We start from the raw sequence: 24,772 nt of genomic DNA, 5'->3' as shown, positions 1-24,772 counted from the left end.
ATGCTGCAAGTAGCACTCGCACAGGTGAGGCAGCACGCGCGGCGGTTCATCGCCGTCGGGCTTGCCGTGATGATGGCGGTGGGGTTCCTGACCGCCACGCTGATGGTCAACGCCTCCACGGAAGCGTCGCTGGGCAACAGCATCGGCGCCGGTTTCCGGAACGCGGACCTGGTGGTGACCGAGGGACCCTCGGCTCCGCTGGATACACCGGCCGTTGACGCCGTCAGGGGCACCGACGGCGTGGGCGCGGTGTACGCGCAGGAGATGGGGTGGATCGCGTTCGGCACGCCGACCGAATCAGGATACGGCGCGCTGCAGAACACGGCGCCTGCCGGGCTGGACAACCTGGACCTGCTGAGCGGCAAACTGCCGGGCGACGGCGAGGTGGCCCTGGACGCCGGCACCGCGGAAAAACATGGACTGGCCGCCGGCGACACCGTGGAACTGGCCCCGGCCGGCGGTCTGGTTGCGGCCGAGGACCTCGCCGCTGCTGGAACCGGGCTGACAATTTCCGGCATTGTAAAGGCCTCCAAGGATCCGTTCTTGATGGGCCAGCCGCAGTTCTTTACCCGCGGCGAACTGGTCCAGCAGCTGGCTGGCGAAGGTGGGCCGCAGCTGCGCTCCATCCAGCTGGATTTGGCGTCCGGCGCCGACGCGACCGCGGTGAAGACTGCCGTGGCGGCCGCGCTGGCCGATGCCGGTTTCGCCGATGCCACCGTGAACACCGCCGAAGAGCAGACCAAGGCAGTGGTGGCGAGCTTCACCGGCGGAACCGACCAGCTCACCGTGGTGCTGCTGGCGTTCGCGCTGGTGGCGCTGCTGGTCTCCGCCCTGGTAGTGGCCAATACGTTCTCCGTGCTGATCGCCCAGCGCACCCGTGAGCTGGCGCTGCTGCGCTGCATCGGCGCGGACCGCAAGCAGATCCGCAACTCCGTGCTGGCCGAAGCGCTGCTAGTGGGCGTGGTCGCGTCCATCGTGGGCGTGCTGGGCGCGGTAGGCCTGATGGCCGGCATCATCGCCGTGCTGCAGGCGCAGCCGGACACCGAGTTCGCCGCATTGGCTGTGCCGCCGGTGGCCGTCGCCGTCGGGCTGGCGGTGGGGATCCTCCTCACCGTCCTGGCCGCGCTGGCCCCGGCCCGTGCCGCCACCCGGGTTGCTCCGCTGGCTGCGCTGCGGCCGGCCGACGAGGCCCGCGCCGGGAATGCCAAAGGCAAGGTCAGGCTCGCGGTGGGCGTCGCGCTCACGGTCGGCGGCGCCGTCGTGCTCGCGCTGGGCGCGGTCTCCGCAAACCTGCTGATTGCCCTGCCCGGCGGCATGCTGTCCTTTATCGGACTGCTGCTGTGCGCCACGCTGTTCGTGCCGCCGCTGGTGACGGCGGTGGGCGCGCTCGCGAAGCCGGCCGGCGTCCCGGGCAAACTGGCGGCGGTCAACGCCGTGCGCAACCCCGGCCGTACCTCCGCGACCGCCACGGCGCTGCTGATCGGCGTGACCCTGGTGGCGATGATGATGACCGGCGCGCAGACCTCGCGCACCGCCTTCGACGGCCAGTTGGGCGCGGAATACCCGGTGGACCTTTCCGTAGGCGAGCTCACCTTGGAGGAGCAGCCGCTGGATGCATCGGCGGCGGCCTCCGCTATGAATTACGACGGCGTTGCGGCCGCCGGTTTGATTACGAACGGCGGTCATGCCGAGGTCCACGGGGCGCGCACCGGCGTGTACCAGTTGGCGCCGGAGCAGCTGGACCTGCTGCAGGACAAGACCCTGATGCTGGACGGGAACACCGTGCTGATGCCGCAGGGCTCCGAGTTGAAGACCCTGACCGTGACCGGCAGCAAGGGCTCCAAGGAGCTGACCGTGGTGGAGGCCGACAGCCGGACCCTGCCGCCGCTGATCTCCTCCGCCGTGGCCGCGGAAATCGGCGTTCCGGAGCTGCCCGCCGCCGACAGCGAGGACTACTACACGTCCTTGCCGCAGCTGTGGGTCTCGGTGGACCGCGATCTGGACGCCTGGGCCCTGCTGGACCTGCGCAGCCAGCTGGCCGCCGGACTGGACGTGAACGAATACCAGATCTCCGGCGCCGCCGTGGAACGGGCCGCGTTCAACCAGGTGATTGACGTGCTGCTGCTGGTGGTCACCGGGCTGCTGGCCGTGGCGGTGCTGATCGCGCTGGTGGGAGTGGCGAACACGCTCTCGCTCTCGGTGCTGGAACGGACGCAGGAATCCTCGCTGCTCCGGGCGCTGGGGCTCACCAAGTCGCAGCTGCGCGGCATGCTGGCCCTGGAGGCAGTGCTGATCGCCGGCGTGGCCGCGCTGATCGGCGCGGTGCTGGGCGCGGTGTACGGCTGGCTCGGCGCGCAGTCCGCGCTGGGGGCCTTCGCCACCGTGGTGCCGGACGTTCCGTGGCTGCAACTGCTGGCCGTGCTGGCCGTCGCCGTGGTGGCCGGGCTGCTGGCCTCGGTGATGCCGGCCCGCCGCGCCGCCCGCCTCTCCCCAGTGGAGGGCCTGGCAACGGTTTAGCCCGACGAGGCGTGCGGTCCGGGAGGGCAGGCTATGAGGATGCAGGCCAGGCGAGGCCACGCCGTCGTCGTCCCCATCCCCCCGTAGCTCCCCCCTACCCGCAATCTCCCTCATCGAGGAATCAGCAGGTGCCCTTCTCAGGCCTGGGAAGGGCACCTGCTGAATAGTGGTTGAGGGCCGATGACCGCGGCTGAGCGACGCGGGCGTCCCGCCGTGGCCCGAGGGCCGAAGACCGTGTGTGAGGGGCGCGGACGTTTCGCTGTGGTCCGAGGGTCGATGACCGCGGGCGCCCGGCGCAGGCCGAGGTCATTTGGCCCATTCGGTCTGCATTTGCGCGACCGGATGGATGTTGACCATCCTCACGCCGTCGGCGCTGGTCGCCGTGAACTCGTGCCAGGTATGTGCTGGGATGACAATCACGGTCTCGGAGGCTGCATGGCCGGACTCGCCGTCGATGATGAAGTCGATCTCGCCGTCGAGCAGTACAAAGATCTCTTCATACGGGTGGCGATGGCGCTCGGCGCCGCGGGAATTGACGAAGAAGGACGCGTGCGCGCCGTGTTCGGAGCCGTGGAAGACGGCGGCGCCTGCGGCTGGACGCAGACTGTTGAAGGACATGGTCTGGTAGGTCATCGGAGCATCCTTCCGCGTCGCAAGTAGCCGACACTCTACCGATTGGGCCCCCGCAGGCCTAGGGAAGAGCAATCTGGGTGAGTGTCTCCCCCGCACGCGTCTGTGCCGCAGACATCGTCTCTAGCGGGTGCTACGTTGGCCGGATAGAGCAGCGGCAAGTACTGCGTGGACGGAGGTCGACCGTGAGCGAATCCACCGAAACCAAGAAGCATCCGGAGCTGAAGCGGGCCATCGGCACCAAGCTCCTGCTGCTTTTCATCGTGGGCGACATCCTGGGAACCGGCGTTTACGCCCTCACCGGGCAGGTGGCCGGTGAGGTGGGCGGCGCGGCGTGGGCGCCCCTGCTGCTGGCGTTTGTCGTAGCCACCATCACCGCCTTCTCCTATCTGGAGTTGGTGACAAAGTACCCGCAAGCTGCGGGCGCCGCGCTGTACACACACAAGGCCTTCGGGATCCATTTTCTGACCTTTTTGGTGACCTTCGCCGTCCTCAGTTCCGGCATCACCTCGGCCTCCACCGCTGCCAAATTCCTCGGCGAGAACTTCATTGCCGGCTTCAACCTGGACTGGAACCAGACCGGGGTGACCTGGGTAGCCATCATTTTCATGGCCGTCCTGGCGGCGATCAACTTCCGCGGCGTCAGCGAATCGGTGAAGTTCAACGTGGTGCTGACCCTGGTGGAGTTCACCGGCCTGCTGATCGTGATCCTCATCGGATTCTGGGCGATGAGCCAGGGCAATGTGGACTTCAGCCGGGTGATGGTCTTCGAAACCTCGAACGACAAGAGCGTTTTCCTGGCCATCACGGCCGCCACCTCTCTGGCCTTCTTCTCCTTCGTAGGCTTCGAGGATTCAGTCAACATGGCCGAAGAAACCAAGGACCCGTCCCGGATCTTCCCCAAAGTCATGCTCACCGGCCTCGGCATCACCGTGATTGTGTACCTGTTGGTGTCCATCACCGCGGTGGCTATTGTGCCGATCGGGCAGTTGTCGGAGAGCCCCACACCGCTGCTGGAGGTCGTGCAGATCGGAGCGCCGGGCCTGCCGGTGGACGTCATCTACCCGTTCCTGTCCATGTTCGCGGTGGCCAATACCGCACTGATCAACATGCTGATGGCCAGCAGGCTGCTCTACGGCATGGCGCGGCAGGACGTGCTGCCGCATTTCCTGGGCAAGGTGCACTCCAACCGCCGCTCCCCCTGGGCCTCGATCATCTTCACCACGCTCATTGCCTTCGTGCTGATCTTTGTGGTCACCAACGTGATGGGCGCCGAGAGCGTTACCGCACTCGGCGGCACTACCGCGCTGCTGCTGCTGGGCGTCTTCACCATTGTGAACCTGGCGGTGCTGGTGCTGCGCCGGAAACCGGTGGACCGCAAGCATTTCCGGACCCCCACGGTGCTGCCCTATCTGGGCATGTTCACCTGCCTCTTCCTGGTGGGTCCGTGGGCGCAGGATCCGATTGAGTACCAGATTGCCGGCATGATGATCGGCCTCGGTTTGGTGCTGTGGCTGTTCACCTGGATGTGGAATCGGGGCGCCTACGGCAGGAGAACCAAGTTCCGCCACCCGGAGGAATTGGGTGAATGAGCGCGCGCTCTTGTGGGTAAGGACAGTCATGACGACGACGGCGGAATCCATCCGCTTGAGATGACCGGCAGCAGAGAGGAAGGCCATGGCCGCTGACAAACTGTCGACACGCACGCTGAATCACAAGGACATCGCGTCCTATCTGGACTACCACTTGCTGGGCTCAGCGGCCGGTGTGCAGTTGTTCGACGCAGTCCGCCAGGCATGGGCGGGCACGCCGCAGGAGGCCGAGTTCCGAAAGCTGCGGGAGGAACTGTCCGCCGAGCGCAGGGAGCTGAAGGCGCTGCACCGCAGCTTCGGCCACCGGCGCAACACGCTCAAGCGGCTCGCCGCCGCGGCCGGAGCCGTCATCAGCAAAGTGAACCCGCTCAATCCGACCCGTGCTTCGGGCGGCGTAGGGACCCAACTGGAGCTCGAATCGATGCTGTCCGCGCTGCGCGGGAAGCAATGCATGTGGCAAATTCTGGCTGAGCTGGCACCCAGCGACCCCCGCCTGGATGCCCTCCGTTTCCAGGAGCTGGAGGCGCAGGCGGTGGCCCAGCAAAAACGCGTGGAGCGGATGATGAACACCACCGCACCGCAGCGCTTCCTTGCTTCGCCAGAACGTTAGTCGGCGGCCGGTTCCTCGTATTTCGGGAAAATCGGCGTCGGAGCCGGCAGCGGGGTTCCCGGCACCAAAGCCGAGCCGATGGCAGCGAAGTCGCGGGCGCCGTCGTGCTGTCCCAGCACGTCCAGCAGCTTGCCCGCCGAGGTGGGCATGACCGGCTGAATGAGGATGGAGACAATCCGCAGCACTTCCAGCGTCACGTAGAGCACGGTGTTCATCCGCTCCACGTCCGTTTTGCGCAACACCCACGGCGCCTGTTCGGCGAAGTAGGCGTTGGTGTCGCCGAGCACGGTCCAGATGGCTTCCAGCGAGCCGTGGAAGTCCTGCACCTCGTAGGCCGCACGCGATTTCTCCAAGAGGCGCTCGGCGCGGGCCAGCAGTTCGTGGTCCTCGGGCGCCAACGTGGCCGGCTGCGGGACCTTGCCCTCGCAGTTCTTGGCCACCATGGACAGCGAACGCTGGGCCAGGTTGCCCAGGTTATTCGCCAAATCCGCGTTCATCCGGCCCACCACCGCGTCATGGCTGTACGAGCCGTCGGCGCCGAAGGGGACCTCGCGCAGCAGGAAGAAGCGGACCTGGTCCAGGCCGTACTGGGCAACCCACTCGTCCGGGGCCACCACGTTGCCCAGCGACTTGGACATTTTCACGCCGTTGTTGTTCAGGAAGCCGTGGATCATCACGCGCTGGGGCAGTTCCAGCCCGGCGGACATCAGGAAGGCCGGCCAGTACACCGCGTGGAAGCGGGAGATGTCTTTGCCGATCACGTGGACATCGGCGGGCCAGTACTTCTTGAAAGCTTCGGCCTCGGTGTCCGGGTACCCGACGCCGGTGAGGTAGTTGGTCAGCGCGTCCACCCACACGTACATGACGTGCTTGTCATTGCCTGGGACCGGGACGCCCCAGTCAAACGTGGTGCGGGAGATGGACAGGTCCTCCAGGCCACCCTTGACGAAGCTGATGACTTCGTTGAAGCGGCTGCGGGGCGCGCCGAAGTTGGGCTGCTCCTCATAAAGCTTGAGCAGCTTGTCCTGGTACTGGGAGAGCCGGAAGAAGTAGCTCTCCTCCTCCGTCCAGGTCAGCTCGGTATCCGTCTGGATGGAATAGCGCTTGCCGTCCTCGCGGAGCTCGGTCTCATCCTCGGCGTAGTAGGCCTCGTCGCGGACCGAGTACCAGCCCTCGTACTTGCCCAGGTAGATGTCCCCGGCCTCTTCCATCTTCTTCCAGATGGCCTGGGAAGCCTGGTAATGATCCGCATCCGTGGTGCGGATGAACCGGTCATAGGAGATCTCCAAGACCTGGTGCGCCGACTTGTAGACCGCGGTGTTCCGATCCACGAGTTCCTTGGGCGTGATGCCCTCCTTGGCTGCCGTCTGGGCGATCTTCATGCCGTGCTCGTCAGTGCCGGTCAGGAACATGACATCGTAGCCGTCCAACCGCTTGAAACGGGCCATCGCGTCCGTGGCAATGTACTCGTAGGCATGGCCGATATGCGGCACGCCGTTTGGGTACGTGATGGCCGTTGTGATGTAGTACGGGGTCTTGGGCTCAGATGAGGTCACTCTATGAAATTACCCTCTGCGTTCGGCGGTTGTCGAAATGCGCAACGTCGCGTGATGTAGGGATGGCGCCCGCAACGCGAAAGTGGCGTCGGGCGGTGCGGAGTGGTGCCGGATTCGTGGCCTGCGCAGCGGCGTGGGAAGTGGCGTCGGAGCATGTCGGATTGCTGCGCTGCCTTGTCGATCATCACAGTTGACGGCGTAGGAGCAGCGGTGGGAATGGGCGTCCCATTGCGGCCACGTGTCAAAGGCAGGGAACACCGTCGTCGTGCTTTCTCCATCGGACGTTATCCACAACACCGGCGAGGCTATGGACTGCGCTTCCGTGTGCAGGCAGATTGTTCCCATGCCTTCACCGCTCGCGCCACGGCTAGAGATCCCGCCCGGTCAGCTGAAAACGTTTTCGGAACTGCGTACTGCCGGATACGAGGAAAGCGACATTCACGCAGCGCTGCAGGCGCGACACATCTTCCGGCTACGGCATGGGGTCTACATTTCCGCTCCATACTGGCGCATGCAGAAATCTTGGGAGCGCGACACCTGGATGGTGCGGGCCCATCACCTGACAACACGATCAGCGCTGGTGTACAGCCACGTCTCAGCCGCTCGGCTATGGAGCTTTGACGTGTGGAACGCACCCACGGAGATCCACGTTGTCCAGCGGTCGCGGCATGGAGACAATTCAGTGGGCGTAGTACGACACAACACAACGATCCCGGCTGATCAGTTGGTTCGGCGGGACGGTCTCCTCTTGACAACCCCTGAACGTACCTTGGTTGATTGCGCAAAGTTGCTGCCGTTCGAATTGGCCACCGTCATTGCCGATTCCGTGCTCCGGGCAGGAGCTCTACCCGGAAAGATCTGGGACATTATCGAAGACCAGACAGGGTTCCGAAACATCAGCAAGGCGCGACAAGTGATGTCTGCCGCGAGCGGATTGAGTGAGTCACCCGGGGAGACCCGGCTGCGTCTGAAAGTCCTCACATGGGGCTTTCCCCCGCCGGTACTGCAATATGAGCTTGAGACAGCCCATGGCCGGTACCGGGCGGACATGGCTTGGCCTGAACTCAAGTTAATTCTCGAGTTCGACGGCGACACCAAATACAACCTCGAACTAGACACGGATGCGGTACTTCTCAAAGAGCGGAAACGGGAAACATTGCTCATGGAGTATGGCTGGAAGTTCGTCCGCGTCCGCTGGCCGGACCTGAGCGACGACGAAGCTTTGAGGCGCCGGCTGGTCCACGCCTACGAAAAGGCGTTTCGGGCGAGCCAGACCGCGGCGTAGCTGACTATGGCCACGGTTGCCCCGATCTGCACCAGGGCGGTGCAGGGCGCCGCCAAGGCGGGGAAAATCTTTGAGGGCAGGGTCCATGGACCCTGCCCTCAAAGATTTTCCCCGCCCTCGAAGAGATGCGACAGGACGCTAGGCGCCCGGCCCCGGGGGCCGGGCCTTTGCTAGTTCATCTTGGTGCTGCTGTCGGCAGCCTTGATCAGCTCCTGGTCATGGGAGGCCACGAGCACGGCGATGCCGTCCTGGGTGGTGTCCTTCAGGATGTGGATGATCTTATTGGCCTGTTCACGGTCCAGGTTGGCGGTGGGCTCATCCACCACCAGGACCTTGGTGCCCAGGATCAGGGCGCGGGCGATCGCGACGCGCTGGCGTTCGCCGCCGGAGAGCTGGCCGGGGCGGTGCCGCATGCGGCGGCCCAGACCGACCAGGTCCAGCAGGTCCTTGGCCATCTCGGTGCGCTCTTCAACCTGGCCGTCGGGTACGGCCGGCAGCAGCACGTTCTCCAGAGCGCTCATGCCGTCGATCAGCGCCCCGCCCTGATCCACGTAGCCGATCAGCGCACGGCGGCGGTCGGAGATCTGGTCATCGTCCATGGTGCTGAGCGCATCGCCCTGCCAGAATACCTCGCCGGCTGTGGGCTCCTGGAGACCGGCAGCCACGGTGAGGATGCTGGTCTTGCCGGAGCCGCTGCGGCCGGCCAGACAGTGCATGGTCCCGGCTTCGAGGCCGAGGTCGAAGTCCTCGGCGATCACCAGAGGTTCGGCCCCGCCGTCGTACCGGATGGTGATGCCGCGCAGCTCCACCGGCATGGCGTGGTCCTCGGTGCGCTCCTTGATGGCAGCGCGGGTCAGGCGTTCTTCAATCATTTCCGGGTCCTTGTCATCAAAACAAACCAGAGGAGCACGGCCACGATGCCAGCGGCAGCGGCCCACACCGCAGCGTGCGGTGCGATAAACAGGGCAGTTACGACGGCGCCGATGACCGCCAGCGGCAGGGCGACGGCCGCGGTGATGCCGGCCTCGCCGCGGCGGGCCTGCAGCAGCAGCGTGGGCGTCCAGCCCATGGCGCCGAGGATGGCGAACTGTTCGCGCTTCCGCTGGGCTTCAAACCGGGTGGTCATCAGCGCCAACAGCAGCGCGGTCACGACGCCCAGCAGCGCCAGTGCGATGTTGAGTCCGCTTAGCTGCGAGGCGGCCAGCGACCCGAGCGCGGTACTGCCTGCGGCGCGCGGAATGTCCGCCAACACGGCTACCAGGGCTCCGGCCGCGGCGCCGAGCACGGCCACCGCCAAGGCAATCGCCACGGTGTTGAACCGGTTGGTGCTCAGTTGCCGCGCGGCGAACTGCAGCGGCGTCTTCACGGACGGCACACCGGCAGCACCGGACGGTTCTGTATCTCTCTTCGGATGCGGCTTGAGCATGGCCGCCGAGATGAAGGAGGAAGCACCGTAGACCACCAGCGCGATGAGCGATACCCACAAGGTCACAGCGCTGCGGCTGATGGCACTGGCAATGATCGCCACCGCCAGCACGGCAACGCCACCGACCAGCAGCTCGTTCAGGAACCAGGATCGGATGCGGCGCCGGTTCCAGCCCATGGCCCGCAGCGTCACGGCTTCGGTCCGGCGGGAACGGGTGAAGGCCACGGCGCTGGCCGCAGTCAACAGGGCCGCACCGCCGACGGTCAGCGCCAACAACGCAGCGCTGGACGCGCTCAGGGCACCGTGGACTTCGCCGGCTGCGCCCTGGCGGACCCAGGACTGCTGCACAGTGCCGAGATCGCTGACCGTGCCGGAAGCGTCCTTGTGGTAATCGGGAACGTAGATGGAAACGTCTTCGCGGGCCGAACCGGCAACGACCTGGGTCTCCAGGCCAAGGTCCTCGATGGCGGCGGCGACGGTGTTGATCTGGTCCTCGGCGTCGGCCCATGAACCGCCGGCGTCCACCCGGACCCGGACGGCGTCGATCACGGCGTCGTCCGCGCTGGTGCCGCGGACCGCGGCAAGCCCGGCGAAGTCGGTGATCGCACCGGCGGACTGCACGGCCAGGCCAGCACCGCTGAGCCCCGGCTTCATCACCGTCTCGTCGATCTTTTTGCCCTCGGCATCGTGGGTGATGGTCACCGGCGTCGGATCATAGCCGCCCAACGGCAGGTAGTTGACATCGCCGGCGGCCTCCCGCACCGCGGCGGCGTCAAAGGTGCCGTACACAAAGGGCAGCGGCGTGGCGGATTCGGTGCCGGAATCCACGGTGCTGCGGTAGGACTGTTCCTCCACCGGTGCGCGCTGGCTCTGGTCCGGTTCCAGCTGCCACTGGAGGGTCTTCTCCGGCAGCTTGTTGACCTGGATCCAGCCCTGCGGCGTGGCGGTCTGCTCGGCGCTGCCGTCGCTGGCGGCATCACCGAGCGCGTAATCCGGGTTGGACATGAAGTCAGTGGTCCACACCGGCGGTTGGTGCAGGCCGGCGACCATCTGGACGCCGCCGGAACCGAGCAGGTAATTGTAGTCCTCGCCGCCCGGCCAGCGCAGCTGGAACGGCTTGCTGGACGCGAACGGCAGGTAGCCCTCCCCCAGCTCCTTGCTGACGGTGCCGACTTCCTTGACGGTGTTGCCGGCGTCGTCCAATTCTTCGATCTTGACCGAGTAGGTCAGGTCCAGGTCGGTGCCGGAGCGGACCACCATGGGGATGACCTGCGACTCGTCGTCCAGCGTGCCGGCTTCCACCGCGTTCTGGTACTGGACGAAGAACGGGCTCCAGAACTGGAACGGGTGCCCGTCGATCGCGGCGCCTTCGCCGCCCTCGGAGAACATGCCCATGCCGAACTGCGAGGAGAAGTACTGGCCCAGTTCCTGGGCGTTGCGGTCCGTGGCTTCCGGCGCCTGCTTAAGCGGAGCCAGGAAGTCGCCGGCCTCGCCGAGCAACGCAGATTCGGCAGCGGGATCCACGGCGACCACGGTCTCGGTGATCTGCGGGAGCATCGGCAGCGCAATGGTGGTGTCAAAATCGCCGTGCATGCTGCCGCCGGCGGGGTCCGGGAACTTGATGCCGGTCTCGTCCTCGGGAGCCACGGTGCGCAGGCTGGTGCCGCCGGGAACGTCCAGTTCCTCCAGCTTCGCCTGGCCCAGTGAACCCTCGGCGGCGGTTTCGAACAGAACGGTGTCGCTCAGGCCGTCATTGCTGACGGCCTTGGCGGTGATCCGGTAGTTGGTCGGTTCTTCGTTGAACACCGAAGCGGGCTCGGGCCACTCGCCTTCCGGCACGGCGTCCTGGATACCCTGAGACTTCAGGTACTGCTCGATGTTCGCGTTATAGCCGACGTAGTCCGTGGCCTTCAGCTGCGGGAACTCGATGTCCTGGACCACCTTGGAGACCAGCGAAATCGGTGCTGCGACGGACACGCCGTCGATCCCGCGGACCTGGTCCAGGTCTGCGGCGGCGATTCCGCCGTTGCCGGACAGGAAGTCGGGCTGGCGCAGTTCATCCCCGCCGGCGCCGCCGGGCAGGACCAGGATGTCGTACACGCCGCGGCTGTTTTCGTCCACCACCCGGGTCAGCGCCGCCTGTGCCCGGCCCTGGACGAAAATCGAGAGAACCATCGCTGCGATCAGGACGGCAACCGTGACCACGAGCGACCGGCTGCGCATGAAGCGCGACGCGGCGTTGAACCGGATTTCCAAAAAATCACTCCATACGGCGGCAATGAGGTCAAAGGTCGCATTGACCCGGCATTAAGGTTCTCATGAGGTGCGCGCAGTCGAGGAATCGACCCGCGCGTCGGACCAAAGCCCGCCCGTGCCCTGCGAATGGAGCGAGGACCGGGCGGGCTTTAGTGCGGCTGGAGCGTTAGTCCTGCAGGTCCACTTCGCGCGCGACGACGGCGCCGATTTCCACACTCAGCTGGTCCAGCAGGTCCTGCGGGAGTGCGCTGTCCACGGTCAGCACGGCCAGCGCCTGCTTGCTGTCCTCATTGCGGGCGACCTGCATGCCGGCGATGTTGATGTCCTGTTCGCCCAGCAGTCGGCCGAGCGTGCCGATGACGCCGGGACGGTCCTCGTAGAGGAACACGATGACGTGCTCGCTGATCGGCATTTCCACCTCGTAGCCGTTGATGGCCACGATCTTCTGGATTTGCTTGGGGCCGGTCAGCGTTCCGGAGACGGAGATCTGCGAGCCGTCCGACAGCGCGCCGCGGATGGTGAGCACGTTGCGGTACTCTTCGGACTCGGTGGTGGTGATCAGGCGGGTGTTGATGCCGCGCTGTTCGGCCAGCACCGGGGCGTTGACGTATGAAACCTGCTCCGAAACGACGTCCTTGAACACGCCCTTGAGCGCGGCCAGTTCCAGCGCCTTGACGTCCAGCTCGGCGATTTCGCCGGCGACCTCGACGTCGATCTGGGTCACCGAATCGTGGGTCAGCGCGGTGAAGATGCGGCCGAGCTTCTCGATCAGCGGGATGCCCGGGCGGACGTCCGGGGCGATCACGCCGCCGGCCACGTTCACGGCGTCGGGCACCAGCTCGCCGGCCAGCGCCAGACGCACCGACTTGGCCACCGAGATGCCGGCCTTTTCCTGGGCTTCCGCGGTGGACGCGCCCAGGTGCGGGGTGACCACCACATTGTCCAGCCCGAAGAACGGCAGGTCGGTGCTGGGCTCGTTGACGAAGACGTCGACGGCGGCGCCGGCGATCTTGCCTTCCTTCAGCGCGTCGTACAGGTCGGATTCGTCAATCAGGCCGCCGCGGGCCACGTTGACCACGTAGGCGGTGTCCTTCATCTTGTCGAAGGCATCGGCGCCGATCATGCCCACCGTCTCCGGGGTCTTGGGCATGTGGATGGTGATGAAGTCCGACTGCTCCAGCAGTTCGTCCAGGCTGACCAGCTGCACGCCCAACTGCGCGGCGCGGGCGCTGGTCACGTACGGGTCAAAGGCCAGGATCTGCGTCTCGAAAGCCTGCATGCGGGCAGCGATCAGGGCGCCGATGCGGCCGAGGCCGATGATGCCGATCTTCTTTTCGTAGAGCTCGGTGCCGGTGTACTTGGAGCGCTTCCACTCACCGCCCTTGAGCGAGGCGTTGGCGGCCGGGATGTGGCGGGCCAGGCCCAGGATATGGCCGACGGTCAGTTCCGCGGCGGAGATGATGTTGGAGGTCGGTGCGTTCACGACCATGACACCGGCCTGGGTGGCGGCCTTGATGTCCACGTTGTCCAGTCCCACGCCGGCGCGCGCGATGATCTTCAGGTTCTTGGCCGCGGCAATGGCTTCGGCGTCCACCTTGGTGGCGGAGCGGACCAGGATGGCGTCGACGTCGGCAATCGCGGTCAGCAGCTGGGACCTGTCGGCTCCATCGGTCTGGCGGATCTCGAAGTCAGGCCCGAGGGCTTCGACGGTAGCTGGGGAGAGTTCCTCGGCAAGGAGAACTACTGGTTTTTCCACAGGGGTTGTTCCTTCGCTGCATGCATGGTGATGGCCGTGCGTCTATAAGTGGGGTGGGTCCAGTCTAGAACGGCTGCCGCCCGGTCCCCCAGTTGTTACCGGGCCGGCGGGCCCGGCGCCTCCGCCGGAACGACGGTCAGGCATAAAGTGACGGCCGGCGCCCGCCGTGGGCGCCGGCCGTAGCACGGGACTAGCGGGCTGCGACGCCGTCGGTGTAGTCGTCGTCGGACTTGGCCCAGGAGAACAGCTTGCGCAGTTCGCGGCCGGTGGCCTCGATCGGGTGCTGCTCGCCCTTCTTGCGCAGCTCCAGGAACTCCTTGGCGCCGTTGGCCTGGTCGTCCATGAAGCGCTTGGCGAAGGAGCCGTCTTGGATGTCGGCGAGAACGGCCTTCATGTTCTCCTTCACCTCGGGGGTGATCACGCGCGGGCCGGAGACATAGTCTCCGTACTCAGCGGTGTCGGAGACGGACCAGCGCTGCTTGGCGATGCCGCCCTCCCACATCAGGTCGACGATGAGCTTGAGCTCGTGCAGCACCTCGAAGTAGGCGATCTCCGGCTTGTAGCCGGCCTCGGTCAGGACCTCGAAGCCGTACTGCACCAACTGGGAGGCGCCGCCGCAGAGCACGGACTGCTCTCCGAACAAGTCGGTCTCGGTCTCTTCGGTGAAGGTGGTCTCGATGACGCCGGCGCGGGTGCCGCCAATGGCCTTGGCGTAGGACAGCGCCAGTTCCTTCGCCTTGCCCGTGAAGTTCTGCTCGATGGCAATCAGGTCCGGAATACCGCGGCCGGCCTCGAATTCGCGGCGCACGGTGTGTCCCGGGGCCTTCGGCGCGACCAGGGCGACGTCGACATTGGCCGGCGGGGCGATGTAGCCGAAGCGGATGTTGAAGCCATGGCCGAAGAACAGGGCGTTGCCCTCTTCGAGCTTGTCCGCGATGGATTCGGCGTAGACCTTGGCCTGGACCTGGTCCGGGGTGAGGATCATGATCACGTCGGCCTCGGCGGCCGCGTCGGCGACGGAGAGGACCTTCAGGCCCTCGGCCTCGGCCTTGGCACGGGATTTGGAGCCCTCGGCCAGGCCAACGCGAACGTCGACGCCGGAGTCACGCAGGTTCAGCGAGTGGGCATGACCCTGGCTGCCGTAACCGATGACAGCGACCTTGCGGCCCTGGATGATCGAGAGGTCGGCGTCGTCGTCGTAATACAACTCAGTCACTTTGGGTTTCTCCTGTTGGGTATTTCGTGGAAAGGAATCAGGCGGAACGCAGCGCGCGGTCGCTCATCGAGCGGGAGCCGCGGCCAATGGCCAGCGTTCCGGATTGGACTATTTCGCGGATGCCAAACGGCTCCAGCACTGCAAGCAGGGCTTCGAGCTTATCGGCGGTGCCGGTGGCCTCCACAACCAACGAGTCTGTGGACACGTCGACCACGGAGGCACGGAACAGATCTGCTGCCTGGGTTACCTGCAGCCGTGTTGCGGCATCCGCGCGGACCTTGACCAGGATGTGGTCGCGCTGCACGGAAGTTTCGGGAACCAACTCGACGATCTTGATGACGTTCACGAGCTTGTTCAGTTGCTTGGTGACCTGCTCCAGCAGATCGCCCTCGGCCTCGACCACTACGGTGATGCGGGAAAACCCGTCAGCTTCCGTGGGGCCGACCGCCAGAGAATGGATGTTGAATGCGCGGCGGGCGAAGAGGCTGGCGACGCGGGTCAGCACACCCGGGACGTCCTCCACCAGCACTGAAAGGGTATGGCGGGCCATGCCTAGTCCTCCTCTTCCCATACGGGGGTCATGTCGCGGGCAATCTGGATCAGGTCGTTGCTCACTCCGGAGGGGACCATCGGCCACACCATCGCGTTGGGGCTGACCACGAAGTCGATCACTACCGGACGGTCGTTGATCGCCAGCGCCTGCTGGATGGTGGCGTCGATGTCCTCCACCCGTTCGCAGCGCAGGCCCACGCAGTCGTAGGCGTCGGCCATCTTGACGAAGTCCGGCACGCGCACGGTGTCGTGGCCGGTGTTCAGGTCGGTATTGGAGTACCGGCCGTCGTAGAACAGGGTCTGCCACTGGCGGACCATGCCCAGCGAGGAGTTGTTGATCACCGCCACCTTGATGGGGATGTTGTTCAGCCGGCAGGTGGCCAGTTCCTGGTTGGTCATCTGGAAGCAGCCGTCGCCGTCGATCGCCCAGACCACGCGGTCCGGGTTGCCCACCTTGGCGCCCATCGCGGCCGGCACCGAGTAGCCCATGGTGCCCAAGCCGCCCGAGTTCAGCCAGGCGTGCGGGCGCTCGTACTTGATGAACTGCGCGCTCCACATCTGGTGCTGACCCACGCCGGCAACGTAGACGGCGTCCGGCCCGGTCAGCTCGCCGATCCGCTGGATCACCTGCTGCGGGGCAACCAAACCGTCGTCGGGCTCGGAGAAGCCCAGCGGGTAGGTTTCGCGGAGCCGGTCCAGCGCGGCCCACCATGCGGAGAGGTCGGGCGTGCCTTCCGCGGCGAACCGCTCGCGGCAGGCGTCGGCGAGTTCCGGAATGATTTCCTTGACGGAGCCCACGATCGGCACATCGGCCGTGCGGTTCTTGGAGATTTCCGCGGGGTCGATGTCCGCGTGGATCACCTTGGCGCCCGGGGCGAACGTGCTGAGCACGCCGGTGACGCGGTCATCGAAGCGGGCGCCCAGCGTGATCAGCAGGTCGGCCTGCTGCAGCGCGGTCACCGCGGAGACGGAGCCGTGCATGCCCGGCATGCCCACATGCTGCGGATGCGAATCCGGGAACACGCCGCGGGCCATCAGCGTGGTGACCACCGGGGCGCCCACCAGCTCGGCCAGCTCGCGCAGCTCCTGGGACGCGTGGGCCTTGATCACGCCGCCGCCCACGTAGAACACCGGGCGTTCGGCCGCGGCGATCAGTTTGGCCGCCTCACGGACCTGCTTGGAATGCCCGCGCACCACCGTGCGGTAGCCGGGGATGTCGATCTTCGGCGGCCAGGAGAAGCTCATCATGGACTGCTGGGCGTCCTTGGTGATGTCCACCAGCACCGGTCCGGGGCGGCCGGTGGTCGCAATGTGGAACGCTTCGGCCAGCACGCGCGGAATGTCCTGCGCCTTGGTGACCAGGTAGGAGTGCTTGGTGACCGGCATGGTGATGCCGACGATGTCCGCTTCTTGGAACGCGTCGGAGCCGATCACGGCCGAGGACACCTGCCCGGTGATGGCCACCATCGGCACCGAATCCATGTGCGCATCGGCAATGGCGGTGACCAGGTTGGTGGCGCCTGGCCCGGAGGTGGCAATGCAGACGCCGGCGCGGCCGGTCACCATGGCATAACCTTGTGCGGCGTGGCCTGCACCCTGTTCATGACGGACCAAGACATGGTTGATCTTGGCCGAATCCATGAGCGGGTCGTAGGTGGGGAGGATAGCCCCGCCTGGCAACCCGAAGACGTCATCGACGCCCAGTTCTTCCAGCGAACGGACAACGGCTTGTGAGCCGGTCATTTCCGTGGGCGGCACGATGTTGTTCGGCCCGATGACCGGGCTGAGGCCGTCCACGACGGAAGAGACAGAGGCAGCTACATCTTTGGTTTTGACGGCGTCGGCCGCGGTCGGCGCCTTGTTGGCCATCAGCGAGGGGCTGACTGGCGATCCCTTAGTCATCGGATTTTCCTTTGCGGATCTTACGTTTCTTTGATGTGCTTGCCGTCCTCCGCGAGCGGAAGAAGGCCCTGTGCTCTTCTGCAAATAAAAAAACCCCGTCGAGCCGGTTGGCTCCGATGGGGTTTAGCGCGTGACGTGGTCGAACCAGACGGGCGTTACGCCACGCGCTTGATAAGGACGACCACGGATACGCTTTGCATGGCTTCAGTTTCGTGCCACGCGCTTACCAGTGTCAACCTGAGACATCAGCGTCTCACTATTTGGGCAATTGAGTCCAAAACATGGACTCAATTGACCCTCTGGGCCGGGGCCCAGCCCGTCCCCTGCGGAAGGACGACGGCGGTGCGCGGCCCGCGCAGGGCGCGCACCCGCCGTCGTGGTTCAGCCTTTACGGCTGCCGAACGGTGCCGTGCTTAGCCGCAGTAGGCGCCGGTGGAGGCGGAGTTCACCAGCTTGGCGTACTTGGCCAGCACGCCGGTGGTGAACTTAGGTGAAAGCGGCTCCCAGCCCACCCGGCGGGTTTCCAGCTCGGCTTCGTCCACCAGCAGGTCGAAGCTGCGGGCGGCGATGTCCACCCGGATCCGGTCGCCGTCGCGCACAAAGGCGATGGGGCCGCCGTCGACCGCTTCCGGCGCCACGTGACCGATGCACAGCCCGGTGGTGCCGCCGGAGAACCGGCCGTCGGTGAGCAGCAGCACGTCCTTGCCCAGCCCGGCGCCCTTGATCGCGCCGGTGATCGCCAGCATTTCGCGCATGCCCGGACCGCCCTTGGGGCCTTCGTAGCGGATCACCACCACGTCGCCGGCCTTGATCTGGCCGTTGTCCAGTGCGTCCAGCGCGCCCTGTTCGCGTTCGAACACGCGGGCGGTGCCTTCGAAGACGTCGGCGTCGAAGCCGGCGCTCTTGACCACGGCGCCCTCGGGGGCCATGGAGCCGTGCAGGATGGTGATGCCGCCGGTCTTGTGAATCGGGTTGTCCAGCGCGCGCAGGATCTTGCCGTCCACGTCCGGCGGGTTGATCTCTGCCAGGTTTTCCGCCACGGTCTTGCCGGTGACGGTCAGGCAGTCGCCGTGCAGCAGGCCGGCGTCGAGCAGCGCGCGCATGATGACGGGCACGCCGCCGATCTTGTCGACGTCGGTCATCACGTAGCGGCCGAACGGCTTAAGGTCACCCAGGTGCGGGATCTTGTCGCCGATCCGGTTGAAGTCCTCGAGCGTCAGGTCCACCTCCGCCTCGCGGGCGATCGCCAGCAGGTGCAGCACTGCGTTGGTGGAGCCGCCGAAGGCCATGGTGACGGCGATGGCGTTCTCGAACGCCTTCTTGGTCATGATGTCGCGGGCCGTGATGCCCTTACGGAGCAGGTTCACCACCGCCTCGCCGGACTTGCGGGCAAATTCGTCACGACGGCGGTCGGCAGAGGGCGGCGCGGCCGAGCCGGGCAGGGACATACCCAGTGCCTCGCCGATGCACGCCATGGTGTTGGCGGTGTACATGCCGCCACAGGCACCTTCGCCGGGGCAGATCGCCTTTTCGATGCGGGTGAGGTCTTCCATGCTCATCTTGCCGGCAGCGCACGCCCCGACGGCTTCGAACGCGTCGATGAGGGTGACTTCCTTTTCTGAGCCGTCCTCAAGCTTGACCCAGCCGGGCATGATGGAACCGGCGTAGAGGAAGACGGACGCCAGATCCAGCCGGGCCGCGGCCATCAGCATGCCGGGCAGCGACTTGTCGCAGCCGGCCAGCAGCACGGAACCGTCGATGCGCTCCGCCTGCATGACGGTTTCCACCGAGTCCGCGATGACCTCGCGGGAGACCAGCGAGAAGTGCATGCCTTCGTGGCCCATCGAAATGCCGTCGGAGACGGAGATGGTGCCGAATTGCATCGGGAAGCCGCCGCCGGCGTGCACGCCTTCCTTGGCGCCTTGGGCTAAACGGTTCAGCGAAAGGTTGCAGGGAGTGATTTCGTTCCAGGAACTGGCGACGCCGATCTGCGGCTTGGCAAAGTCGTCGTCTCCCATTCCCACTGCTCGGAACATTCCGCGCGCCGGAGCGGCGTGGATGCCATCGGTGACTGCCCGGCTACGGGGCTTGATATCAGGGGTTACGTCCGCGCTCATGGGTTTGATTCTATGACCCGCGCCGCAGTGTTCAGGGCATATTACGACGGCGGTGCCTCGCCACGGGTGCCGAGGCGGCACCGACGCGCCCGCGTCTATGGTGTTGGCCACGCTCGCCTGTTAGTCTGCGCCCATGAATGCCGGAAACAACGAGTACTTGGCCCGAGCCGTTGACATCGCCGTGGAGAACGTCGGCAAGTCCGGCGGCCCTTTTGGCGCCACGGTGGTCACCCGGGACGGACAGATCTTCGACGGGGTCAATCGTGTGACCGCCACGAATGATCCGACCGCGCACGCCGAAGTGGTGGCGATCCGCCGGGCCGCCGCCGAGACCGGGTTCAACCTATCCGGAGCAGTGCTGTATTCCAGCTGCGAGCCGTGTCCCATGTGCCTGGCCGCGGCGCTCTGGGCGCGGATCGACCGGGTTGTCTATGCAGCGGACCGCGACGACGCCGCCAGCTCCGGTTTCGACGACGCCTTGTTCTACGACTACTTCGGCCCGGAGGGCGATAAACAACTCATGCCCGTGGTCCGCGACGGCTACGAAACCACCGACTACCTGGCACCGTTCCGGCTCTGGGACCGGCTGCCGGACAAAGTGGAATACTGACCCGCCGGTGACGGCCGCTTGCCACCGAGTTTGACCCGCCGCCCCCAAGTTTCACCCGCCGCCCCACCCCGGTGATGGAGCAAGCCCGCTTCCGCCCGTACCCCGGTGATGGAGCAAGCCCGCATGCGGCCGCATCGAGATCCAGCCGCACCGAATTCCAGCCCGGCCCGGCCACCGCACCGTGCCCCGACAGCGAAGGCGGGGTAAATCGGTCACGGCAGGGTCCATGGAGGCTGCCCTCACCGATCTACCCCGCCCTGAAGAAATAGCTGCCAGCACATCGGCCACCCCCGGCCGGGTACTTTCCGCCCGCTACCCCCGTGATCGAGAAAGCCGCTTGCGCCCGCTACCCCGGTAGTCGAGGACGCCCCCACCCACCCGCCTCCCCGGTGATCGAGTTAGGCCGCTTGTGGCCGCATCGAGCTCCGGCCGTACCGACCAACACCGCCGAGTGCTACCGGAGCCGCCCGAGGTCCGCTGGCGTATCGATGTCGCCGCCATCGGAGAGATCCGAGCAGTCCACCAGTTCCACCAGCTCGGGGTGCGCCGACAAGTACGGGCGGGCACCGGCGTCGCCCGTGGCCTGCTCTGCTGCCTGGGCTGCCAAGCCGGGCGCGAACAGGACCGGATGCCCGCGGCGCAGCTTGCCTTCGGGGCCGCGGTAGCCGGCAGCGATGATCCGCGCCGGCTGGCCGGCGTCGATCAGCCGTGCCACCAGCTCGGGGCTGATCCCAGGCTGGTCCACCAGCGCAATGAGCACCGCTTGCTCGGGCAGGGCGCTCTGCACGCCGAGGCGGAACGATCCGGCCATCCCTTCGCTCCACTGCTCATTAACCAGCACCGCACAGCCTGCCAGATCAGTGGCCGCTTGCACGTCCGCCGCGCCGGCGCCCAGGACCACCGCCACGCTGGCGCAGCCGCCGTGCCGGAGCACCTCCGCGGCCTTCCGCACCAGCGGGACCCCGTCCGCACCGGCCAGCAGCGCTTTCGGCCCGAGGCCCAGCCGCCTCCCGGCACCGGCCGCCAGCAGCACACCGTGGACGGGGGTCTTCATCCGGCCCGTCCCCTCAACCCTGCTGGCTTGCGATCGCCACAGCTTCCTGCTGCAGCATGCCGATGACCCGGTGCACGCTGCTGCGTTCGGCTACATCGCTGCGGGCCAGCACCACGATGCTGCGGCTGGCACGGATCCCTTCGAGCGGCCGCATCACGAATCCGCGGGCCGTCTGCGCCTTGCGCGAGGTGAAGCGCGGCACGATCGCCAGGCCATGTCCGGCGGCCACCATCGCCTCCATGACCCGCAGGTCCGCGTAGCGCGTGGTCCGCTTGGCCAACCGGCCGGTACGTGCTTCGATCTGCCGCAGCACTTGCTCGAAGGGGAAGCCCGGAGGCACCCCGATCCACGGGTAGCCCACCACGTCCTCGGGCTTGAGAGCGTCGAATTCGGCCAACGGGTGTCCGGCCGGCATCGCCACATCCAGCGGCTCGTCCAGCAAAGGCAGCACGGTGATCCCGCTCCGTGCAAAGGTCTCCACGCCCTGCTGGCTGTGTGCCAGCACCAAGTCGTAGTCGGCGGCCAGCCGTAGGAAGCCGTCCACGGAGGGGTCCTCCATGCAGGGTTCGAAGTGCAACCCTTCGATTTCCTGCAGCCGGTACATCAACCCCGGCAGGAACATCTCCGCCGCGCTGGGAAAGAATGCGGCACGAATCTGGTTCTGCCAGCCGCTGCGGTACCCGTCCACCGTGGCCTGCGCGCGCTCCATGGCGGCAGACACGTCCGAGGCAGCTGCTGCCATCGCCAGCCCGGCCTCGGTCAGGCGCACTCCCCTGCCGGCCTTTTCCACCAGCGTGACGCCGACTTCCTCCTGCAGCACTTTCAGCTGCTGGGACACCGCCGAGGCTGTGACCTTCATCGCAGCCGCGGTCGCGACGACGGACCCCCGGTCGCCGAGTTCCCGCAGAATTTGGAGCCGCCTGATGTCCATAAAGCGATCCTACATAGTGTGCTTAGCAACGTTAGATTGAACTTGAAGGTCTGGGCAGTTGACAATGTAGGCATGACAGTCTCAGTAGCCCTGACCGTAGTGGGGATGGCCGCCGTCCTGGCGCGCCTCGCCGTCGTTGTTCGCCGTGACCACGGGCCGGTGCCGCGCAGCCATGCGTGGGAGACCGACCACTCGGCCATGCCGGTGAAAGCGGTCGACGCCGTCTGACCTTTTTCACCACCGCAATCGAGCGCCGGGCACCACCAGGGCCGGGCGCTTTTTTGTGGGTCCGGCCCCCTAGGCTGGCCGGGAGCAATGCCCGTTTCCGCCACCGCACGCGCCGTCCGCCCAGCCCACCCGCAGATTCAAAGGTCACGATGCCCACCAGCGACGAACTCAAGGACGCGCTCAGCGCCATCTTTGACTCCCAGATCCCCAACTACGGCGACTACAACCTGGTTTTCGGCAGTAGCCGCCAGGACAACATGCACGGAGCGCCGGGCGACGATACCGGGCACTGCTACGTAATCGGCTACCGCTGGCGGCCTCAGGAATTAGTCGTAGCGCCGTTCGACGGCACCAGCCTGACCGCGGGCGGGGTCCCCGTTGCCATCAATATGACCAACCTCTCGCACGCCGTCCAGTTGGGCGGCGGTGAATACGAAGTGGGCACCAGCACGGGCAGGACGTTCCGCTTCGGTGTGCAGGCCGAGGGAAAACTGCCCGGTGAGGGGCGCACCATCGACCAGTCCGAGGACCAGCCCGACTTTCACAGCTTCATGGCGGAGCTGATCTTCCGGGCCTAGGCTCCCGAGCCTTGCTGCCCACCCCGGCCCAACCAGCCGCCCTGGCTTTCCGGGCCCAGGTGCCCACCCAAGCCTCCGTAGCCGCCTTCGTTTTCGGCGCTCGGCCGCCCCGTAAGCCCCCGAGCTGACCGGGCCGCCCGCTCTATGGACACTGTTCTCCCCCGCACGTAACGTCGGGACCAGTGCACCATAACCATCAACTGGAAGGTGAAGGCCATGGACTGGATGTGGGTCGTCGGGATCGTTGTGGTGATGATCGTTGCCGCCCTGCTGTGGTGGCTCTTCTCTCGAAACTCCGACTCCTCCGACGCCGGAGCCGCAGCCCACGCCCCGGGCAACAACGTCACTCGAGGCCCTTCCGACGGTGGGGCCGAAGCCGCCGCCGTCAGCGCACCGCCCGCACAGGGCGCCCAGACACCCGCCGCTACCGCGCCCGCAAGCCAGGCACCGCCGTCGCGCCCTTCCGAACCTCCGGCAGATCCCGCAGACGCAGCCCTCGACCAGGAGCGCCAGGCCCGCGACACCGACGCCGACCGGCCGCTCGGCGACTCGGGTAGCCGGCAGGAGCACGTCGCCGACGCCATGTATGAGGAAGAGGTCCACACTGCGGCTGCCGACGAAGACATGGTGGTCGAGGAGACGATGCCGGAGTCCCCGGGGGCAACCGGCACCACCACCGCACAGGGTCCCGGGGCCGAGGAACCGCCTCCTGCCGACGTCGAAGATGCGGCAGCCGAGCAGTCGCCGCCCACCGCCCAACCGCTCTACGATGAAACCGAATGGCTCGGCTATGCGGGCGAGGCCGTCATCGAACCGTCCGTCGCAGCTGAGAACGGAGACGGGCCGGACCAGCGAAGGGGATAACGCGTGGACGCCGAGGGCAAAGACCGCGTCAAGCAGCTGCGCCATGCCGGCATGGGCCTGGCGGTGGTGCTGGCCACCGTCCTGGCCGGATGCACCGGCGGCGTCAGCGGCGCGCCGAGCAGCGGCGGCAGCGCCGGGGCCAACCAGGAGGTGGGCACCGCGGCTTCCGAGCTGGACGAGCCGTGGTCCATCGCGGTACTGCCCGACGGCAGCGCCCTCATTTCGGAGAACAACACCGGCCTGATCAAACACGTGGTTGACGGCGAAACAGTGACCGCGGTACCGGTGGAGTCCCCGCTGGAAACCACCGGAGAGGGAGGGTTGCTGGGACTGGAGCCCAGCCCCAATTTCGACGCCGATGCCAAGCTTTACGTCTACCTCACCTCGCCAGAGGACAACCGGGTAGTCAGCTACCGCTGGAAAGACGGCCAGCTCAGCGACGGGCGGGAGATTGTCACCGGAATTCCCAAAGCCGGGAACCACAACGGAGGCAGGATCAAGTTCGGCCCGGACGGCTACCTCTACATCGCCACCGGTGATGCTGCGGTCTCCTCCCGGTCCCAAGACCGCTCCTCGTTGGGTGGCAAGATCCTTCGCGTCACTGCCGACGGCGACCCCGCGCCAGGCAACCCTTTCGGCGACAGCCCGGTGTACAGCTACGGCCACCGCAACGTGCAGGGACTTGCCTGGGACGCGGACGGCCGCCTCTGGGCCACGGAGTTCGGGCCGGACCGGGACGACGAGCTGAACCTGATCGAAGCCGGCGGCAACTACGGCTGGCCGGAGGTGACCGGCGCCCCCGGCGACGATCGCTTCATTGACGCCAAAGTGGTCTGGCCCTCCACCGCGGATGCTTCGCCGAGCGGCATGGCCCTGGTGGACGGCACGGCATGGATTGCCGCGCTGCGTGGCCAGCGGCTGTGGAAGGTGGAACTGGACGGCACGGAAGCCGGCGAGCCCGAGGCCTTGTATGAGGGCGACTTCGGCCGGCTGCGAGATGTCGTCGCGGCGCCGGGCGGAGGACTCTGGGTGCTCACCAACGGCACTGACAGTGACCGGATGCTGGCCGTTCCTGTGAAGTAGGCTACAAAA

At 66.3% G+C, this 24,772-nt stretch carries 20 protein-coding genes; 9 read left to right on the top strand and 11 right to left on the bottom strand.

The annotated features are described in order from the left end of the window. The gene (locus ACMX2H_RS07450; RefSeq protein WP_414959896.1) at window positions 1-2,517 is read left to right on the top strand and encodes an FtsX-like permease family protein; all 2,517 of its coding nucleotides are present in this window, start codon (window positions 1-3) and stop codon (window positions 2,515-2,517) included. 306 nt (window positions 2,518-2,823) lie between these two features. On the opposite strand, the gene ACMX2H_RS07445 is transcribed toward ACMX2H_RS07450, so the two are convergent. Continuing rightward, window positions 2,824-3,150, bottom strand: coding sequence for a cupin domain-containing protein (locus tag ACMX2H_RS07445; RefSeq protein WP_414959895.1), 327 nt, complete (start codon window positions 3,148-3,150; stop codon window positions 2,824-2,826). 182 nt (window positions 3,151-3,332) lie between these two features. Here ACMX2H_RS07445 and ACMX2H_RS07440 point away from each other — a divergent pair, with 182 nt between their 5' ends. Further along, a complete protein-coding gene (locus tag ACMX2H_RS07440; RefSeq protein ID WP_414959894.1) occupies window positions 3,333-4,739 on the top strand; it encodes an APC family permease in 1,407 nt (468 codons plus the stop codon). 85 nt (window positions 4,740-4,824) lie between these two features. After that, on the top strand, window positions 4,825-5,349 hold the full coding sequence (locus ACMX2H_RS07435) for a hypothetical protein (protein WP_414959893.1): 525 nt from the start codon (window positions 4,825-4,827) through the stop codon (window positions 5,347-5,349). On the opposite strand, the gene metG is transcribed toward ACMX2H_RS07435, so the two are convergent. Then, window positions 5,346-6,905 (bottom strand): methionine--tRNA ligase, encoded by a 1,560-nt coding sequence (metG, locus tag ACMX2H_RS07430; RefSeq protein ID WP_414959892.1) that lies wholly within the window; start codon window positions 6,903-6,905, stop codon window positions 5,346-5,348. The two genes, ACMX2H_RS07435 and metG, sit on opposite strands and share 4 nt — an antisense overlap. A gap of 343 nt (window positions 6,906-7,248) precedes the next feature. Here metG and ACMX2H_RS07425 point away from each other — a divergent pair, with 343 nt between their 5' ends. Next, complete coding sequence (locus tag ACMX2H_RS07425; protein ID WP_414959891.1) at window positions 7,249-8,190, top strand: hypothetical protein; 942 nt, start codon at window positions 7,249-7,251, stop codon at window positions 8,188-8,190. A 170-nt stretch (window positions 8,191-8,360) separates the two neighbouring features. Here ACMX2H_RS07425 and ACMX2H_RS07420 read toward each other — a convergent pair whose 3' ends face one another. The 7 genes from ACMX2H_RS07420 to ilvD all read right to left on the bottom strand — a co-directional run bounded on the left by ACMX2H_RS07420 (window position 8,361) and on the right by ilvD (window position 19,415). Beyond that, window positions 8,361-9,062, bottom strand: a complete 702-nt coding sequence (locus ACMX2H_RS07420; protein WP_136786641.1) for an ABC transporter ATP-binding protein — start codon at window positions 9,060-9,062, stop codon at window positions 8,361-8,363. After that, entirely contained in the window at window positions 9,059-11,872 is a 2,814-nt protein-coding gene (locus ACMX2H_RS07415) for an ABC transporter permease (protein ID WP_414959890.1), read from the bottom strand. The genes ACMX2H_RS07420 and ACMX2H_RS07415 overlap by 4 nt, the downstream gene beginning before the upstream one ends. Before the next feature lie 166 nt (window positions 11,873-12,038). Continuing rightward, window positions 12,039-13,628: a phosphoglycerate dehydrogenase gene (gene serA / locus ACMX2H_RS07410; RefSeq protein ID WP_414959889.1), complete on the bottom strand. Its 1,590-nt coding sequence runs from the start codon at window positions 13,626-13,628 to the stop codon at window positions 12,039-12,041. Window positions 13,629-13,818: 190 nt separating this feature from the next. Continuing rightward, a complete protein-coding gene (ilvC, locus tag ACMX2H_RS07405; RefSeq protein WP_414959888.1) occupies window positions 13,819-14,844 on the bottom strand; it encodes a ketol-acid reductoisomerase in 1,026 nt (341 codons plus the stop codon). A 37-nt stretch (window positions 14,845-14,881) separates the two neighbouring features. Further along, the gene (gene ilvN / locus ACMX2H_RS07400; RefSeq protein WP_136786644.1) at window positions 14,882-15,394 is read right to left on the bottom strand and encodes an acetolactate synthase small subunit; all 513 of its coding nucleotides are present in this window, start codon (window positions 15,392-15,394) and stop codon (window positions 14,882-14,884) included. A gap of 2 nt (window positions 15,395-15,396) precedes the next feature. Continuing rightward, window positions 15,397-17,298 (bottom strand): acetolactate synthase large subunit, encoded by a 1,902-nt coding sequence (locus tag ACMX2H_RS07395; RefSeq protein ID WP_414959887.1) that lies wholly within the window; start codon window positions 17,296-17,298, stop codon window positions 15,397-15,399. A 413-nt stretch (window positions 17,299-17,711) separates the two neighbouring features. Next, the gene (gene ilvD, locus ACMX2H_RS07390) at window positions 17,712-19,415 is read right to left on the bottom strand and encodes a dihydroxy-acid dehydratase (protein ID WP_414959886.1); all 1,704 of its coding nucleotides are present in this window, start codon (window positions 19,413-19,415) and stop codon (window positions 17,712-17,714) included. Window positions 19,416-19,548: 133 nt separating this feature from the next. On the opposite strand from ilvD, the gene ACMX2H_RS07385 reads away from it, so the two are divergent. Beyond that, complete coding sequence (locus ACMX2H_RS07385; RefSeq protein ID WP_414959885.1) at window positions 19,549-20,025, top strand: nucleoside deaminase; 477 nt, start codon at window positions 19,549-19,551, stop codon at window positions 20,023-20,025. 454 nt (window positions 20,026-20,479) lie between these two features. Here the strand turns inward: ACMX2H_RS07385 and ACMX2H_RS07380 are convergent, their stop codons facing one another. Both ACMX2H_RS07380 and ACMX2H_RS07375 read right to left on the bottom strand, forming a co-directional pair. Beyond that, window positions 20,480-21,079, bottom strand: coding sequence for a nucleotidyltransferase family protein (locus ACMX2H_RS07380; protein ID WP_414959884.1), 600 nt, complete (start codon window positions 21,077-21,079; stop codon window positions 20,480-20,482). Window positions 21,080-21,092: 13 nt separating this feature from the next. Further along, a complete protein-coding gene (locus ACMX2H_RS07375; RefSeq protein ID WP_414959883.1) occupies window positions 21,093-22,010 on the bottom strand; it encodes a LysR family transcriptional regulator in 918 nt (305 codons plus the stop codon). Between the two features lie 72 nt (window positions 22,011-22,082). On the opposite strand from ACMX2H_RS07375, the gene ACMX2H_RS07370 reads away from it, so the two are divergent. The 4 genes from ACMX2H_RS07370 (at window position 22,083) to ACMX2H_RS07355 (ending at window position 24,763) form a co-directional block, all read left to right on the top strand. After that, window positions 22,083-22,238, top strand: coding sequence for a hypothetical protein (locus ACMX2H_RS07370; protein ID WP_169304005.1), 156 nt, complete (start codon window positions 22,083-22,085; stop codon window positions 22,236-22,238). 149 nt (window positions 22,239-22,387) lie between these two features. Further along, entirely contained in the window at window positions 22,388-22,816 is a 429-nt protein-coding gene (locus ACMX2H_RS07365) for a hypothetical protein (RefSeq protein ID WP_414959882.1), read from the top strand. 216 nt (window positions 22,817-23,032) lie between these two features. Beyond that, window positions 23,033-23,680 carry a hypothetical protein gene (locus ACMX2H_RS07360; RefSeq protein ID WP_414959881.1) on the top strand — a complete coding sequence of 216 codons (648 nt, stop codon included), beginning with the start codon at window positions 23,033-23,035 and terminating at the stop codon, window positions 23,678-23,680. Between the two features lie 3 nt (window positions 23,681-23,683). After that, window positions 23,684-24,763: a PQQ-dependent sugar dehydrogenase gene (locus ACMX2H_RS07355; RefSeq protein WP_414959880.1), complete on the top strand. Its 1,080-nt coding sequence runs from the start codon at window positions 23,684-23,686 to the stop codon at window positions 24,761-24,763. Window positions 24,764-24,772: the final 9 nt, after the last annotated feature.

The organism is Arthrobacter sulfonylureivorans, from assembly GCF_047607445.1.
In the GTDB taxonomy this organism is placed as follows: Bacteria; Actinomycetota; Actinomycetes; order Actinomycetales; family Micrococcaceae; genus Crystallibacter; species Crystallibacter sulfonylureivorans_A.
Note: the sequence above shows the minus strand (reverse complement) of the source record. Positions and strands in the feature narration are given on the sequence as shown.

What these genes read in the sequence shown, in the direction of transcription:
- ACMX2H_RS07435 (WP_414959893.1), top strand. Translation starts at nt 4,825, where the DNA reads ATGGCCGCTGACAAACTGTCGACACGCACGCTGAATCACAAGGACATC.
- ACMX2H_RS07395 (WP_414959887.1), bottom strand. Translation starts at nt 17,298, where the DNA reads ATGACTAAGGGATCGCCAGTCAGCCCCTCGCTGATGGCCAACAAGGCG.
- ACMX2H_RS07385 (WP_414959885.1), top strand. Translation starts at nt 19,549, where the DNA reads ATGAATGCCGGAAACAACGAGTACTTGGCCCGAGCCGTTGACATCGCC.
- ilvN (WP_136786644.1), bottom strand. Translation starts at nt 15,394, where the DNA reads ATGGCCCGCCATACCCTTTCAGTGCTGGTGGAGGACGTCCCGGGTGTG.
- ACMX2H_RS07445 (WP_414959895.1), bottom strand. Translation starts at nt 3,150, where the DNA reads ATGACCTACCAGACCATGTCCTTCAACAGTCTGCGTCCAGCCGCAGGC.
- ACMX2H_RS07375 (WP_414959883.1), bottom strand. Translation starts at nt 22,010, where the DNA reads ATGGACATCAGGCGGCTCCAAATTCTGCGGGAACTCGGCGACCGGGGG.
- ACMX2H_RS07420 (WP_136786641.1), bottom strand. Translation starts at nt 9,062, where the DNA reads ATGATTGAAGAACGCCTGACCCGCGCTGCCATCAAGGAGCGCACCGAG.
- ACMX2H_RS07360 (WP_414959881.1), top strand. Translation starts at nt 23,033, where the DNA reads ATGGACTGGATGTGGGTCGTCGGGATCGTTGTGGTGATGATCGTTGCC.
- ACMX2H_RS07425 (WP_414959891.1), top strand. Translation starts at nt 7,249, where the DNA reads ATGCCTTCACCGCTCGCGCCACGGCTAGAGATCCCGCCCGGTCAGCTG.
- ilvD (WP_414959886.1), bottom strand. Translation starts at nt 19,415, where the DNA reads ATGAGCGCGGACGTAACCCCTGATATCAAGCCCCGTAGCCGGGCAGTC.
- ACMX2H_RS07370 (WP_169304005.1), top strand. Translation starts at nt 22,083, where the DNA reads ATGACAGTCTCAGTAGCCCTGACCGTAGTGGGGATGGCCGCCGTCCTG.
- ACMX2H_RS07380 (WP_414959884.1), bottom strand. Translation starts at nt 21,079, where the DNA reads ATGAAGACCCCCGTCCACGGTGTGCTGCTGGCGGCCGGTGCCGGGAGG.
- ACMX2H_RS07450 (WP_414959896.1), top strand. Translation starts at nt 1, where the DNA reads ATGCTGCAAGTAGCACTCGCACAGGTGAGGCAGCACGCGCGGCGGTTC.
- ACMX2H_RS07365 (WP_414959882.1), top strand. Translation starts at nt 22,388, where the DNA reads ATGCCCACCAGCGACGAACTCAAGGACGCGCTCAGCGCCATCTTTGAC.